The sequence below is a fragment of the Veillonella sp. genome, from assembly GCF_018364065.1.
Classification (GTDB): domain Bacteria; phylum Bacillota; class Negativicutes; order Veillonellales; family Veillonellaceae; genus Veillonella_A.
On sequence record NZ_JAGZMO010000005.1, the window covers coordinates 39,037 to 54,451 of the forward strand.

Consider the following 15,415-nt stretch of genomic DNA (forward strand, 5'->3'; position numbering starts at 1 on the left):
GGTCTGTATACCGGGAGTAAACCGCCTTATAGCTTCTTAATTACTACATTAAATACATACTTTCATCATTTACTTCTCAATAAACGGTCTCGAACTACTTTAGCGCGGTAGCTGTCGCGTTCCGCTGCCGTCATATGTTCTTTACCTGCATATTTGCTCAGGAAGTTTGGTCGTGTTGTCACTACCAGTTCGTTAAACATGTCTGCATCACCGACCGGTAAAATACCGAGGTCACGGCCGAGCTGCACATCGCTGAGCAGGCTCAAGGCTTCTTCACCGGTTAAACGACGGGCATACTGTAAAATACCGTACGCACGCCATACGCGGTCTTCGAAGCTTTCCATATCACCCGTTTTAATGATTTCACGAGCCTTAACTTCTTCCTGCACAAGTTTCTGCAATACTTTATCTAACTGTGTAATCGTATCTTCTTCACTGATACCCATTGTTACCTGGTTGGATATTTGGTAAATATTGCCGAGCCCTTGGGAGCCTTCGCCGTAAAGTCCGCGCACGGAGTAACCGAGCTGAATAATATTTCGAACTAAGCGGGCCAGGCGGCCGGTCATAGCTAATGCAGGCAAATGAAGCATGGCGGATGCACGCATCCCTGTACCTACATTCGTAGGACAGGCGGTTAAGTAACCGTACCGTTCACTGAAGGCATAATCACATTTACTTTCAATCGCATCGTCTACTTTCACAGCGTGTTCGTAAGCCTTCTGCAATTGAAGCCCCGCTTCCATAGCCTGGATGCGGATGTGATCTTCTTCGTTGACCATAATAGCTACCGATGCATCATCAGATACAACCAAACTGCGGTGAGGCAAATTCTGGCTCATCTGCGGACTGATTAAGTGTTTTTCCACTAAAATTTCCCGTTCCACATCGGACAATTTATTCAAACTGATGTTGGAGTATTCATGGCCATCGGCTTCTTTCAATACACCCAACACACCGCGCATCATGGTGTCTACTTTTTCGAGAGCACCTTGATCATTGCGGTTTGTAAATACTATATTCTTAAAGTTACGGGCCAGGCGAACCCGACTGGATAATACGATGTGTGAATCAATCGTTTCTTTCGTATCTTGACTGCGCAACCACACGTTGAGCGGTTCATCAAGTATTGTGTTTAACATGTGCGAGCCTCCTATTCAGCCTTATGATGTAAGGACTCTTCCAACACTTTAATTTCATCACGCAAGCGAACGGCATCTTCGAACTTTTCAGCCTTAATGGCTTTATCAAGTTCTTGACGAAGCCGCTTAATTTGGTGTTTTGTCTTGAAAACGCCGGTGCCGCGACTTGGAACGCGGCCTTCATAGGCCAAGGAGCCTTGAAGTCGTTTTACCAATGGCCCGATCTGCGCATCAAACACTTCGTAGCAATGGTCGCAGCCGAACTTGCCGGATTGATTAAAATCTTCGAAGGTCATGCCGCATTGTTCACAGCGTACGCCCTGACGGCGCTGCAACGTGCTGTCAGGATATAACGCATTCGTAAAGAAGTCGTTCGTGAAGAAATCATTATCAAAAAACGGTGTGCCGAAGTTTAAGAAACTGCCACCTAACCCGTCGTTGGACTGTTTAGCCGCACAGGTGGAGCAAAGATGACGTTCTGTCTTCTTGCCGTTCACCACACGAGTTAAATGCACCGTTGCATCATTTTTTTTACAATCATCACATAACATAACTATCCCTCCTTCAACATAGATAGAATGTTTTGACAAAGTTGTTTTACATTTGCATCTCGACGTGAATCTTTATCATCCTTCATCAAGATAACAAATGCTTCATGCAATAAGGACGCCTCTCGGCGTGTCAGCATTTTGTTCTGAATCAGTTCAAATAGGAACTGGTCCACCGCACCGATTGTAATCGGCTCGGCCTGTTGTTGTTCGGCCTGCTGCGCTTCCTTAGCCGCTTCCGCACCGTCCGCCTTTTCAGGACTGCCGCCCTGTTTCTTGGCGGGCTGTACAGTCTGTATAGAGATGGACTTCAACGGAATACGGGTAATGCTGATAAAGCCGCCCAGACCACGTCTTGACTCAACAATAAAACCGCGGTCATTGGAGAAACGGGTGCTCAGCACATAACTGATTTGTGACGGTGCACAATTGAGTTCGTCCGCCAATTCATTACGGCGTAACACAATGCCTTCATCCACATTCTTTTGCTCTTCCAATAACTTACGCAGGATAAATTGTTCAATTCTATCTGCTAAAATTCCCATATATGTCGCCACCTTTCAATCAGATTCTCTATGTAAATGCAGCCGTTAGCATCTGTTTTACATTTGTTAACCCTGCATTTTCTATCGTAATCGGCAAAACTTATATTACAGATTTCGGTCTTTCAGCGTTAGGTTTTAATCTTTGGCTTTTAACCTTTTGGTTTTGCTCTTTGGCTTTTAACCTTTTAGTTCTGCGCTTTAGCTTTTAACCTTTTAGTTTTGCGCTTTAGCTTTTAACCTTTGTTTTGATCTTTAGCCTTTAGCCTTTGACCTTTATTTTGTTGTTTTGTCTTTTTGTCCTTTCGACCTTAGCTATATAATAGTTGACTTTTTGACTTTTGTCAAGAGAAAAAGGTCAAACTTTTTAAAAAGTTTGACCTTTAAGTATTTCTATGATGTTTTCACGATTTTCAGTCATGGAAAAGCGATTGTTTTCCATGGAGAATTTCATTATTGACGTTTACCCAAACGAGCGTCAACAAACAATTGGCTTGCACGGCTATCGCCTGCGAACTTGAATTCGTCAACCAAATTACGAGCACTTTCTTCTTCTTCTACTTGTTCGTTTACGAACCAGTTCAAGAAGTTCATAGTTGCAAAGTCTTTTTCGTCCATAGCCATTGCATACAAGTCGTTGATTGTTTCAGTGATTACTTGTTCATGTTTGTAAACTGCTTCAGCTACTTTCAATGGATCTTTAATGTCGATAGCTTGAGCTTTAATATCGCCCAAAGTAGTTTTTTCGTCGCGGCTTTCTAAATAGTCAATGAACTTAAATGCATGTTCCATTTCTTCTTGGTATTGTAAACGTAACCAAGCGGAGAAACCTTTGAAGCTTTCATCAGCCATTGCCAAGGAAAGTGCTAAATAAAGATATGCGGAATTAAATTCAAAAATTACTTGTTCGTTCAATGCTTTTGCAATACTCTTTTTCATGAATATCACCGAGCCCCTTCTGTTTAATTACTTAATTAAAAAAATCTTTTACACATACAGTTACTATTATCTACTAATAACTTTTATTGATTATTTGTAAATATTAGTTATTCCTTACAGAATTATTATAGCACGTTAACAGTTTTAAAACTAGTTTAAAATTCAATATCTTCACCTACCGTTTATACAATATTTGTATTTATACATGCAGTTTTACGCATGTAACGCGCTGTAATAAGCCGGTAAACAATAGTACTGTTTACGATTTTGTTATAGACCTTTTTAATTAATTTGTCAATTCCCGGATATGAATTATCTTTCTCATATAGCGTACCTAAAAAATTCCGTAAAATAACCTTCCGGAAATACCGAATCTAAAAAGCTAATCAAAAAACTTCTTTAAAACCCTCTTAAAAGAAAAATTCCTTCGTCAGGTCCGGCTTACAATCAGCCGAGCGAGACGAAGAAATTATTTCCGGTTAAGTTAGTTAAGAGTTAGTAATATAAAATAATGCTTCAAGCTCTCAGTGCGTAATTCTTAGAGCTCTACTTTATCGAGCATTAAGTTCAAAATTTCCACGTCCGTGCTATACATGCCCACACGTCCCATATGCCCTACACAGGCAATGGTCTTTTCCACATCCTCTTTTACAAGGCCTTCGCCGGCTTTAAACTGACGATCATTTTTTGCCATTTGCAGGCTCAAAAATGCACAATCCAAAGCAGTGGCAATTTTAGCGGCGCAGGACGATTTGGCGCCGTCACACACCATGCCCCCAACGGTAGCAATGGTATTGGTAATAATATCGCCGATACCTTCATAATCAAAGCCCATCAAATAGGCAATGCCGCACGCACTGCCACAAGCGGCACTGGTGGCACCGCAATAAGCGGACAAGCTGCCAATATACCGTTTCTGATGCAGGGCAATCAGGTTACTTACTATGAGCGCTCTCAAAAGAATCTCTTCAGGAATGCCTTCTTCCTTAGCGTATACCATAACCGGTACAGATACAGTAATCCCCTGATTGCCGCTACCCGAGTTAATCACCACCGGTAAGGCGCAACCACTCATGCGCGCATCGGATCCGGCCGCCGCAAAGGCACGCGCCTTGTTGAATACGGTCGGTGGCTGATGTTGCAGGATTGTCTGGCCTACACGAGCTCCATAATTGTGTTTCAGGCCTTCCTCAGCAATGGCCATGTTCAGCTTCATTTGACGACGTAGTACATCTTCCACATCCGCTAAATCGGCTGTATCGGCAAACTCTAAAATATCTTTTACGGAAAGCAAAGACTTATCGTCCTGCTCCGTTGCCGCAGATTCACTGACAGGTGCTTCATAGCGCACTTCGTCATTTTTGCGTAAATGCACAATGTTTGAATGGGTGTTTCGAATGATAACTTCCGATGAAGATTCGCCTTTATGTGCCACAATTCGAATATACAAATTCGGCACATTCTCTACCAAACCGGTTTGACACACCTTGTCATGCAACAGTTGCTCGCACAACTCTCTGTCTTCCTCAGTAATCGTTTCCAAAACGGCCAGTCCCGCTTCACTGTTAGCAGACAGCGCGCCTAAAAGCGCCGCCACTTCAATGCCGCGTTGACCACCCGAATGTGGCACGGTTACACCTTTTACATTCTTAATAATATTGCCGCTGCAATACACTTCCAATTGCTCCGGCATATCCCCCAAAACATCTCTGGCTTTCGCACTGGCATAGGCAATGGCAATCGGTTCAGTACATCCCAAGGCGTCTACTAATTCTTTTTTCAAAACTCTTACATACGCATTATAAATGTCTTGATTCACTGATATACCCTCCCTAAAAAGATTTTTCGCTATGCACTACATAGCCTTAAAATAAAATAAATACTGTGGCGGTGGAAACGATGAAGCCCACCTTTTAAACAAACTCCTTACTAATTCCGCGCCTCCTTTTATTAAAGACCTTTATAATTTTATATTACCATATTAATTAAAAACTTCCCGAAATAAAGTATATTTTATTTTAAATATATTAAAAAATTCACGCATAAAAAAAGCATTATCTGTTTGAACGCATACGAAAACAGTCTGAACTAAGTCCCCTCTGTCTCTAAATGCTCAAAAAGATAATGCTTTACAATCGCTGTGCCTTAATTAATGAGCAGCCCCTTTAAGGTTAAGAATAACTACTCCGGCTACGATAAGTCCGATACCGACTACAGCTGTCATGCTCAACTCTTCTTTCCACACCAGAACGCCCATTAGAGCGGTTAACGCTGTTCCTACACCGGCCCACACTGCATACGCAACACTTAATGGCAATGTAAGCAAAGCGCGTCCCATGGCAAAGAAGGAAAGACTCATACCCAATACAAAAACAACGCTTGGTACTAAACGAGTAAATCCTACTGATAATTTTAACATAGAAGTAGCAAAAATTTCTACTGCAATAGCAACTGCTAATAAGATGTATCCTGTTAACATGTTTATATCCTCCGTAATAATTAATAATGAATAATTCAAATTAAATTTAGAAAATGACTGGTATTCTTCATAGTTTGATGCGTTTTACGCTGTTATACTTTCGCATAGTTATTTACTGTTATAACCTGATTGATCACTTTGACCGGAAAAGACCTGTATAAACTGTTCCATCGTATCAAACCAGGTATCAATTCGATCTTCCCCGATTTCTTCCAGCGTGCGATATTCATGATCTTGAAGTGCATCGATTAACGGGGTAATTTTCTCTACTCCAAGTTCCGTAAGTTCCATTTGCTTTTCTCGCTTATCATGGGGCATTACCACAAATTTGATAAGTCCTTCTTTTTCCAATTCCTTACAAATGGTAGACAGGGTCTGCTTTGAAATACCCCATTCCTGACAAATTTGCCGCTGTGTTCCGTGACCTTGACTTACCAATGTATAGTATATGGCCAGCTTGTTATAGCTAATCCCATGTTGCTTAGCCCACACATTATATAATTCATTGATTTGTCCAAAATAACGGCCCAAGGCTGCTACCTGTTTCAAATGTTGCTTCGTCATACAGCACCCTCCTACATATCCTCTAACTCTCTATTATTTATCTTCTTAATAGGTTTTTACTTAATCACTAACATGTTTTTAACTGTACTTTTACTATTTCTATATATCTTTTTATACGTTTAAGCTAAATAGTATATCCTTGAGTTAAATAGTCCTAATTCATACTACTTCCTTCTTGCAAAATCTATTATAGTACAAATTAGGACTATTGTAAAGAGTCCGAATTAGGACTTTATTATGCTAGTTTTTCATAAGTGAAATGCAAAAAAGCCAATCATCAGAAGCTAATGATTGGCTTTATTTTAGAGGTAAAATTACTCTATTTAACAATAATCTGACAGGAGCGCATTGTTTCAAGCGCCGCTTCGTGTTTAGCCGTAGTTACACCGGCGCAACAGCTACCGTCCACGATAACAGGTACCTCCGGTAAAAATGCTTTTAACAGCATCGCATTGGACACTACACAAATATCGGTGCAAAGGCCAACGAGTTCTACTGATTCAAGCGGTTCCATATCGTTTAAATCACGCAAGTCTTCCGCCAGTTCCACGGATCCGAACTGATTTTTACAGTATACATTTTCCGCATCAATAGGGGCCGCCTCTAAAATAGCCGGTGCCAACTCCCAACCTTTGGACCCTTCCACGCAATGTTCTACAGGCAAATGAGTCCCTTCTTGCGATGTTTTATAGGATTCATCATGCGTATCTAATGTGTAAAATATTTCACCGTCAAATGCTTTAATCTTGGCAGCCACATTCTCTACAATAGCTTGTGCATCCGGCGATCCTAACGCCCCTGAAATAAAATCATTTTGCATATCCACAACGACTAACACCTTTTTTCCCATGATTTGCCTCCTTGTCGGACTCTACGATTTTTAACATGTTTCCGGTGTATTCGTATTTGCTAAGGATTTCTCCTGTCTGTACCGCCTGTCCGTCCTACAGAGCCTATACGCAGCACCTGTCTACTTACTATATTTTCACTGTTACCGTTATTATAAACCATTTAACTTATATTACAAACCGTAGTAATCATTCTTGCCCCATTACAACTAATTACAGTTAATTACAGATAATAAAAAAACACTCACTCCAAACTTACGATGTCTTCGTAAACAAAGGAGTGAGTGTTACTTTATGAGTTACTTTAACTTTATGTGTTACTTTAACTTTATGTGTTAAACTCCGCTTGCGTATTAAATACCGCTTACGTGTTAAATAGTAGTAACGTATTAAATACTACGCTATACTTCAGATATGGCTTTTTAAACCTTAATTCCCAATTATAAGCTGGCTTTTAAAATTTCCACAACTTCATCGCGTGTCAATTTCTTATAGCCTCTGTCAAGAATAAAGGTTGCATCTGCAATGCCTTCAATCATTTCAGGAGTAGCACCAAGATCGGTCAAGTTCATAACTACGCCGATTTCACGCATGTAGTCCGCCATGGCATCTAAGCCTGCAAGAGCGATTTCTTCATCAGTTTTACCTGCAGCGTCCACGCCCCAAACGTTCAACGCATAGCGTTTAAACTTAGGAAGTCCTGCCTGTAAAATGTGTTTGTAATAAGGAATAGAAACAGCTGCCAATGTCATGCCATGTGTAGCATCTGTATAAGCACCTACGGCCTGACCAAGCATATGTACCATCCAGTCGCCCGGTTTACCCATATGAGTAAAGGTATTCAATGCCCAAGTAGCCGTCCACATAATGTTGCTGCGTGCTTCGTAGTCCTTAGGGTTCTTAACAGCAATACGAGCGCTGTGAATTAAGGAACGCAATAAACCTTCAATTACATAATCAGATGTATTGTCATCAGTACCGGAGAAATATTGTTCCAATAAATGGGACATAATATCAAAGAAACCGGCTACCATCTGGTATGTTGGCAATGTATACGTGTATGTAGGGTCCAAAATAGAGAATTTAGGGAATACATTGGCACCGAATACATGACCTACTTTTAATTTTTTAGCATGATTAGTAATAACGGAACCGCCGTTCATTTCAGAACCGGTACCTACCATAGTAAGAATAGTGCCTACAGGAACGATTTCACAATCTACATCTTCCATGCGTTCAAAATATTTTTCCCATGGATCTTCTTTGCAGTTAATGGATACAGACACTGCTTTCGCATAGTCAATAACGGAGCCGCCACCTACAGCCAAGATGAAATCTACATTACCGGCTTTAGCACGTTCAACGCCTTCATACAATTTTTCTACAGTCGGATTGGACATTACGCCTGCATCCTCTGTAATATTATTTCCGTTAGCTTTTAAAATTTCAACAACTTGATCATAAAGTCCCGATTTTTTAATGGAACCGCCGCCATATACCAAGAGCACGTTCTTGCCGAACTTAGGAAGCTCTTGCTTCAATGACTGCAATGCGTTTTCACCAAAATGAATTCGAGTTGGATTTTCAAATGTAAATGTACCTAACATAATATGTCCTCCCATTTCTTTATACTGTATATGTTTAAATATAAAAACAAACAATTCAATCATGGATATGAGCCCAATATAGGCCGAACCATGAGCAACTAAAAGAAAATGTATACTATTTCCACTGTATTATAGCTCGTATGGAAATACGAGCTATAATTGATTACAGACTTATGGTACACCTTGAAGTTCACTTCAAGTCAAGTCAGTTTTGAAATTTTTATTAGACTAAAATTAGCTACTGATAACTAATCGTCAGATTAGATATTATTCACTAAAATAATCTGAGTTACACGATTGTTTTTGTGTAGGAAGTAGATGCCGCGCACTTCGTCAGTACCTTTTTGGAATGTACCATAGAACCATGCTTCATCAGGAGTTCCTAAAGATAACTGTCTGCCTGTAGTTACAGGTTCGCCATATGCTTTATATACATCCTGCAAAGTATCACCAACAGCAATGCCGCGTGCTGTTGTAGCGTCACGGTTAGTAAGGGTAACACGGCCTACGGCACGGGATTGACCCAAATAGGAAGAATAAGTAATACCGCCATAAGTTAAGGAGCGAACTTTCAAAGGCACTTCCTTCTGCGAGTAAGAGCGTCCGTTAGTGTTTCCTTGGTTCATGCCGCCTGTCTGGCTATTCCAATAGTCTGCATCAGTAGGCTGTCCCAAGCTGGTCTGTACCTCATCAAACGTTGCACCCATAGGTACACCGGCTACAGTTAATTCAGCCAAGTCATACTTTGTTCCATACCATGCACCACTTGGAGCCGAAGCACTAACACTACCGCTAATCTGAGATAAATTATTGTTAGTTACTTCACCTGCTGCGCTACTTACACCGGCTACAGCACTAAATGCCAAAGTGGCACCCAATGTTAATGCTAAAATTCGTTTCATACATAACCTCCTGTATATAAGCCTTCTAATAAAATAAGACTATATAATTACTTCCCTGCGGAACATCAATATTCCTTTTTTTTATTACTAAAAGGAAGTATAAATAAAAAACACTTGCCCCTCTTACTTAATTGGCCCTTACAACAGACCGAAGAGGAAATACATTTCATATACTATTTTAATTATATATTCATTTCATATAATTTGCATCAAGATTTTTACATGAAAGCATCGAAAATTTTAGATAATAAGATTACGAAATATAAAAAAAGCTGAGCCTTGATTATATAAGGCTCAGCTTTTCGTTTCATTAATATATTACAGTAAACCTGCTTCTTTTAAAATTTCCTTAACTCTTTGTTGCTCTGCTTCAGAAATTGGAACACCCGGTGCTTTAGTATATGTGGACATAGCAAGGCCTCTCGCTTTGACAGCCGCTTTAATAGCCACAATAAACAAATCGGTCACTTCGTACAATGACATCAGAATGGAAATCTTACGGCCACAATCTTCCATCGTTTCAAAATCTTTCGCTTCATATGCTTTATGAAGTGCCACAAAAAGTTCCGGAGCCACGTTAGTTAAGCCGGTTAAAGTTCCATTACCGCCTGACAAACGGTTTACTACGTAGTATTCGTCAAAACCGGATAATACGCTGAATTCAGGCTGAACCTTTTTTACTTCTCGCACTAATTTGCGGGTATGGCTGATATTATCTACAGTATCTTTAATCGCAACGATGTTTTTATGAGTTGCAGCTAATTTAGCAACTAACTCAGGCGTTAAATCAGTTCCTACTCGATCAGGGAAGTTATATAGCATAATCGGTAACTTTGTGCTGGCTGCGATGTCTCCGAAATATACTTCTGCAGCCTTAGCTGTTGGTCCGAAATAATAAGGAGATACTATATTCAGCGCGTCCACACCGGCAGTTTCGCAGTATGCCACCATAGCTTTCACTTCGTCTAAAGACGTATCACCTACACCTACAATTACCTTACAACGACCGTTTACGGTTTCTACGGCCAAGTCAATAATTTCTTTCTTTTCCTCTTGAGAAAATCCATAAAATTCACCCAAACTACCTAAAAATAATAAGCCATTCAATCCGGAGGCAGCCAAGTGATCAACATGAGCTTTCATAGCTGCTTTATCGAGTTTTCCCTTATCATCAAGAATAGTAATTACCGGAGAGTACACGCCTTTAAACATAATCATCATCCTCCAAATCTTTACCCGCAGGTAATCAGTTCAGCCAAAATCGGAATAAAAGAGGTGCACAGATATTAATAACATACCTGTACACCTTGTGTTAATTAATTATAAAAACATATCTAATACAAGTACAAACACTAAGCCGCATACGGATGCAATCGTTGACAATACTGTCCAAGTTGCAAAAGTTTCTTTTAAGCTTAATCCGAAATATTCTTTTACCATCCAGAACCCTGCATCATTAACATGCGATGCAATAGTACTGCCAGCACCGGTAGCCAACGTAACTAACGCTAAATTAGCATCAGTGGTAGCTAACACAGGTACAACCAAACCGGCTGTAGATAATGCTGCTACAGTAGCGGAACCTAAGGATATACGAAGGATCGCTGCTACAGTCCATGCGAATAAAATCGGGGAAATTGATGTTCCATGGAACATAGAAGCAATGTATGTACCTACACCACCGGTGATAAGAATTTGTTTGAAAATACCGCCACCGCCGATGATAAGAAGCATCATACCGATGGATGCGATAGCTTTTGAACAAGAGTTCATTACTTCTTTAATTGGTTTGCCACGACGTAAGTCTAATGCATAAATTGCAAATAGAATGGATACCAGCATAGCAATGGATGGGTTGCCTAAGAAGTTAAGAATTTGTAATACAGCTGCATTTTCCACATGTCCTAAATCTTTTGTAATATTCGCAATAGTCGCAAAAATCATCAAGATTACAGGTAACATAGCTGTAAGAATACTAATACCGAAACCAGGCATTTCTTCATCTGTGAAGAATTTAGGATCACCTAAACCAGTAATGTCTCCGGCTTTTTCAAAGACACTTGGCATATAAGACTTAGCAATTTTTGTGAATATAGGACCTGTAATAATTACAGTTGGAATGGCGATTAAAATACCATACATAAGAACACTACCCATATCCGCGCCATATTCACCGGCAATTACAGTTGGACCAGGATGAGGTGGCAAGAAACAATGTGTTGCCAATAAGGAGGCTAACATTGGGAATCCTAAATAAATTGGAGCCACTTTCATTTGACGGGAAATAGTAAATACAATTGGAATTAAAAGTACAAGACCTACTTCAAAGAATAACGCAATCCCTACAATAAAGGATGCAACCACAATAGCCCATTGAATGTTCTTTTCCCCAAACATATCAATTAATGTCATGGAGATCTTCTGTGCACCACCCGCATCAGCGATAACACGACCAAGCATAGCCCCGAGACCGAAGATCAATGCAATGTGACCTAAAGTACCGCCCATACCTGCTTCTAATGTATTAGGCAATTTTGGCAAAGGGATGCCAAAGGCAATCCCCGCCAAAGTAGATACGATAACAAGTGAAATAAATGTATTGATTTTGCATTTTGAAATCAGAAATATCAGTAGTACTACCGCTGCAGCAGTTATGAGTAACGGCATAATTAAGCCCTCCCTATGGTTTTAATTTATTATTTTTCAGCTAATGCTTTTTTACCTGCTTCTAATACTTCAATAATTCTATCGACGTTGTACACGTTCCCTTTCCATGTGCCGCCGCTTACATCTTGTAAGGCTGCCCATAGACGTGTATCATCAGGTAAATCATCGTCTTCGTGAATATCAGTACGCATTGGTCGTTCTGCTAAAATCTTAGCCCCTTCCTCATAGGAAACTTTCTCTCCTTCACGACCGATAAAGTTCAAACTACCTTCAAGATTTACCGTATCTACAATAATTTCTACAATATCGCCATCTTGTAATTTACCAAGTGGACCACCTGCTAACGCTTCAGGTCCTACGTGACCGAAGCAGGCACCGGTCGATACACCGGAGAAACGAGCATCTGTAATCAACGATACATGTTTACCGAATGGTAAATGCTTCAAAGCGGACGTTAATTGGTAGGTTTCTTCCATGCCGGTACCTTTAGGACCGCCGCCCATAACGATTAAGATATCTCCGGCTACAACTTTGCCCACTTCTTTTAAGGCCGCGATAGCAGCTTTTTCAGAAGTAAATACTTTAACTTTTGCTGTATGTCTGAATACATGATCGTCATCAATAACGCTTGGATCAATAGCCGTTGATTTAACAACAGCACCCTCAGGAGCAATATTGCCTGTTGGGAATGTAACAGTGGAACCAATACCACGTTTTTTAGCTTCTTCCGGAGTGAAAATAACTTCATCAGGAGATACGCCTTCAGATTTTTCCAGATGTGCACGGCAGATTTGACGACGTTCGGATTGTTCCCACCAGTCAAGGTTTTCACCTAATGTACTGCCAGTTACCGTCATTACATCTTCATGTAATAATCCGAGGCGACGTAAGTGTAACATAACTTCAGGTACACCACCGGCCATATATGCATATACAGTCGGATAATTAACAGGACCGATAGGCAATACACTAACCAAACGAGGTACTTCTTTATTGATACGAGACCAATCTGCAACAGAAGGACTCTTACAACCGGCAGCAAATGCAATCGCCGGAATATGGAGCAACAAGTTAGTAGAACCGCCAAATGCTGCATGAAGTACCATGGCATTTTCGATTGCTTTATCAGTTAAGATATCTTTTGTCGTAATTCCACGTTCTGCTAAGCCCATAACTGCTTTTGCGGACATACGAGCCATGTCATGCCATACTTGCTGGCCTGATGGAGCCAATGCGGAGTGAGTAATCGCAAGGCCTAACCCTTCACCAACAACCTGTGAAGTACCGGCTGTACCAAAGAACTGACAACCGCCGCCAGGAGATGCACAAGCTTTACATCCTACAGATGCAGCGTAGTCTAAAGAAATTTCATCATTAGCATAGCGAACGCCAATTGTTTGTACTGTACCTAAGTCTTCGCCGTCATTGGACTTCAATGTAGCACCACCGGGAATCAATACAGTAGGTTCATTGTGCATGCTGGCCAATGCCATCATCATTGCCGGTAACCCTTTATCACAACCGGCTACACCGATTGTGGCTTTACGAGTCGGCAATGAACGAATAAGTCGACGCATTACGATAGCCGCATCATTTCTGTAAGGCAATGAATCAAACATGCCGATAGTCCCTTGACTGCGTCCGTCACATGGATCAGTTACAAATGCTGCATGTGGCACAAAACCTAATTCAGCTACAGCATCTGCTGCTTCTGTCATTAAATCAGATAATTCAAAGTGACCATTATGCAACCCTACTGCTACAGTTCGTTTATCAGTTTTAATACCGCCCTGAGTACTGATGAGCATTACATCACCATTTGCTAATTTCGTAGGATCCCAACCCATACCGGCATTAACAGTCATACCGAATAAATTACCACTTGGAGATTTGCGTAATAACTCGTCCGTTAATGGTAAGGCACCTGTTGGTCCATTCTTTGATAATTGTGTTGCCTGAATGTCGGTTTTGTTGTCTGCATACAATGATTTGATAGCCATATTCTCACCTTTCCTTGCACTTGTTAAAACTTTTTGTTCGTATTTACGAAATCTAAATACTTATATCCGTACTTTTATGTTTACATAATAGTCCAAATGGAGTATCATGTCAATAAGAGATTTATTATTTTACCAAAAGTAATAGTTTGACAATTGTCATAAAAGAAGACATAATTAATTACTCTTGTTTTTCTCTCGTAAAGATTCAATAGGTTAAGGATTTAGAAGTCAAAGGATGTATCACCATGTTTCACAAACCCACCGAACGCGTACTGAGTATTTTTAACTTGCTGTCCGGCCATCCGCAAGGACTTACGCTAACACAAATTTCACAACAACTGGCCATTCCTAAAAGTACTATTTCTCCCATTCTTCAGGAGATGGTCTTTCAAAATTATCTCTACTTAAACAACAATAGCGGTCGTTATTTCTTAGGTATTTCTCTCCACGCCATTGCCTCATCATACGACATAACAAATGAGCTTATTCCTCAAGTGCGGCGAATCATGCAACGCATCACTCAAGAAACGAATGAAATGTGTCAATTGGGGATCTTGGAAGGATCTGAAATACTCTATTTAGTAAAAGAAGTACCTACAGAAGAGTCTCCTATACAAATCATTTCCTATACAGGGAAAAAATTGCCTGCTTATGCTACGGCGTTAGGTAAAGCTCTTCTTTCCAGCTACACCCGAGAGGAATTAGAAGCTTTATATCCTGAAGGATTAACAGCTATAACTCCAAACACAATTACTGACTTTGACCGTCTTTGGGAACAATTGCAAGAAATCAAAACAACTGATATAGCCTATGAATCAGAAGAGGTTACACCATTCCTCTGTTGTTATGCCACGCCTATCGTGCTGACAACCGATCAAAGCATTGCCTTGAGTATCAGCTTGCCTCTATTCCGAACTAATGATGAGAAAATAGCACAAATTAAAGAGGTTCTCCTACATGCCAAAGAAGAAATTGAAAATCTCCATCTTCTAAAAATAGGCAACTAATCTATTTTCTAGCTAAAAAAAGTAAATTTTCTGCATAACAAAAAGGAGCAGACTGTAATAAGTCTGCTCCTTTTATATTTAATGGATTTTTGTTTGCTTTTTATGCGTTTAATGGTTTAGTTTAGTGCTTAGATTAGTATCTAAGTTTATTTGTTAATTGGCTTTTGTGT

The 15,415-nt window shown here is 40.2% G+C and carries 14 protein-coding genes; 1 reads left to right on the top strand and 13 read right to left on the bottom strand.

The window, feature by feature from the left end; translation table 11 throughout:
• Positions 1-65: 65 nt before the first annotated feature.
• From KHZ77_RS06605 to KHZ77_RS06665, 13 genes are all read right to left on the bottom strand, one after another.
• On the bottom strand, positions 66-1,142 hold the full coding sequence (locus KHZ77_RS06605; protein ID WP_295197011.1) for a protein arginine kinase: 1,077 nt from the start codon (positions 1,140-1,142) through the stop codon (positions 66-68).
• 11 nt (positions 1,143-1,153) lie between these two features.
• Entirely contained in the window at positions 1,154-1,693 is a 540-nt protein-coding gene (locus KHZ77_RS06610; protein ID WP_295197013.1) for a UvrB/UvrC motif-containing protein, read from the bottom strand.
• A 2-nt stretch (positions 1,694-1,695) separates the two neighbouring features.
• The gene (locus KHZ77_RS06615; protein ID WP_295197014.1) at positions 1,696-2,235 is read right to left on the bottom strand and encodes a CtsR family transcriptional regulator; all 540 of its coding nucleotides are present in this window, start codon (positions 2,233-2,235) and stop codon (positions 1,696-1,698) included.
• Positions 2,236-2,685: 450 nt separating this feature from the next.
• Positions 2,686-3,171, bottom strand: a complete 486-nt coding sequence (locus KHZ77_RS06620; protein WP_295197016.1) for a ferritin — start codon at positions 3,169-3,171, stop codon at positions 2,686-2,688.
• A gap of 538 nt (positions 3,172-3,709) precedes the next feature.
• Positions 3,710-4,990, bottom strand: a complete 1,281-nt coding sequence (locus KHZ77_RS06625) for an L-serine ammonia-lyase, iron-sulfur-dependent, subunit alpha (protein ID WP_295197019.1) — start codon at positions 4,988-4,990, stop codon at positions 3,710-3,712.
• Between the two features lie 330 nt (positions 4,991-5,320).
• Positions 5,321-5,650: a multidrug efflux SMR transporter gene (locus tag KHZ77_RS06630; protein WP_295197021.1), complete on the bottom strand. Its 330-nt coding sequence runs from the start codon at positions 5,648-5,650 to the stop codon at positions 5,321-5,323.
• Positions 5,651-5,758: 108 nt separating this feature from the next.
• On the bottom strand, positions 5,759-6,214 hold the full coding sequence (locus KHZ77_RS06635) for a MarR family winged helix-turn-helix transcriptional regulator (protein ID WP_295197024.1): 456 nt from the start codon (positions 6,212-6,214) through the stop codon (positions 5,759-5,761).
• 319 nt (positions 6,215-6,533) lie between these two features.
• Positions 6,534-7,064, bottom strand: a complete 531-nt coding sequence (locus KHZ77_RS06640; protein WP_295197025.1) for an isochorismatase family cysteine hydrolase — start codon at positions 7,062-7,064, stop codon at positions 6,534-6,536.
• A gap of 438 nt (positions 7,065-7,502) precedes the next feature.
• Positions 7,503-8,669, bottom strand: a complete 1,167-nt coding sequence (locus KHZ77_RS06645) for an iron-containing alcohol dehydrogenase (protein ID WP_295197026.1) — start codon at positions 8,667-8,669, stop codon at positions 7,503-7,505.
• Positions 8,670-8,929: 260 nt separating this feature from the next.
• On the bottom strand, positions 8,930-9,571 hold the full coding sequence (locus KHZ77_RS06650) for a hypothetical protein (protein WP_295197029.1): 642 nt from the start codon (positions 9,569-9,571) through the stop codon (positions 8,930-8,932).
• A gap of 318 nt (positions 9,572-9,889) precedes the next feature.
• A complete protein-coding gene (locus KHZ77_RS06655; RefSeq protein WP_295197032.1) occupies positions 9,890-10,783 on the bottom strand; it encodes a dihydrodipicolinate synthase family protein in 894 nt (297 codons plus the stop codon).
• Between the two features lie 108 nt (positions 10,784-10,891).
• The gene (locus tag KHZ77_RS06660) at positions 10,892-12,238 is read right to left on the bottom strand and encodes a gluconate:H+ symporter (RefSeq protein ID WP_295197036.1); all 1,347 of its coding nucleotides are present in this window, start codon (positions 12,236-12,238) and stop codon (positions 10,892-10,894) included.
• Between the two features lie 29 nt (positions 12,239-12,267).
• Positions 12,268-14,238: a YjhG/YagF family D-xylonate dehydratase gene (locus tag KHZ77_RS06665; RefSeq protein WP_295197038.1), complete on the bottom strand. Its 1,971-nt coding sequence runs from the start codon at positions 14,236-14,238 to the stop codon at positions 12,268-12,270.
• Between the two features lie 245 nt (positions 14,239-14,483).
• On the opposite strand from KHZ77_RS06665, the gene KHZ77_RS06670 reads away from it, so the two are divergent.
• Positions 14,484-15,245, top strand: coding sequence for an IclR family transcriptional regulator (locus KHZ77_RS06670; RefSeq protein WP_295197040.1), 762 nt, complete (start codon positions 14,484-14,486; stop codon positions 15,243-15,245).
• Positions 15,246-15,415: the final 170 nt, after the last annotated feature.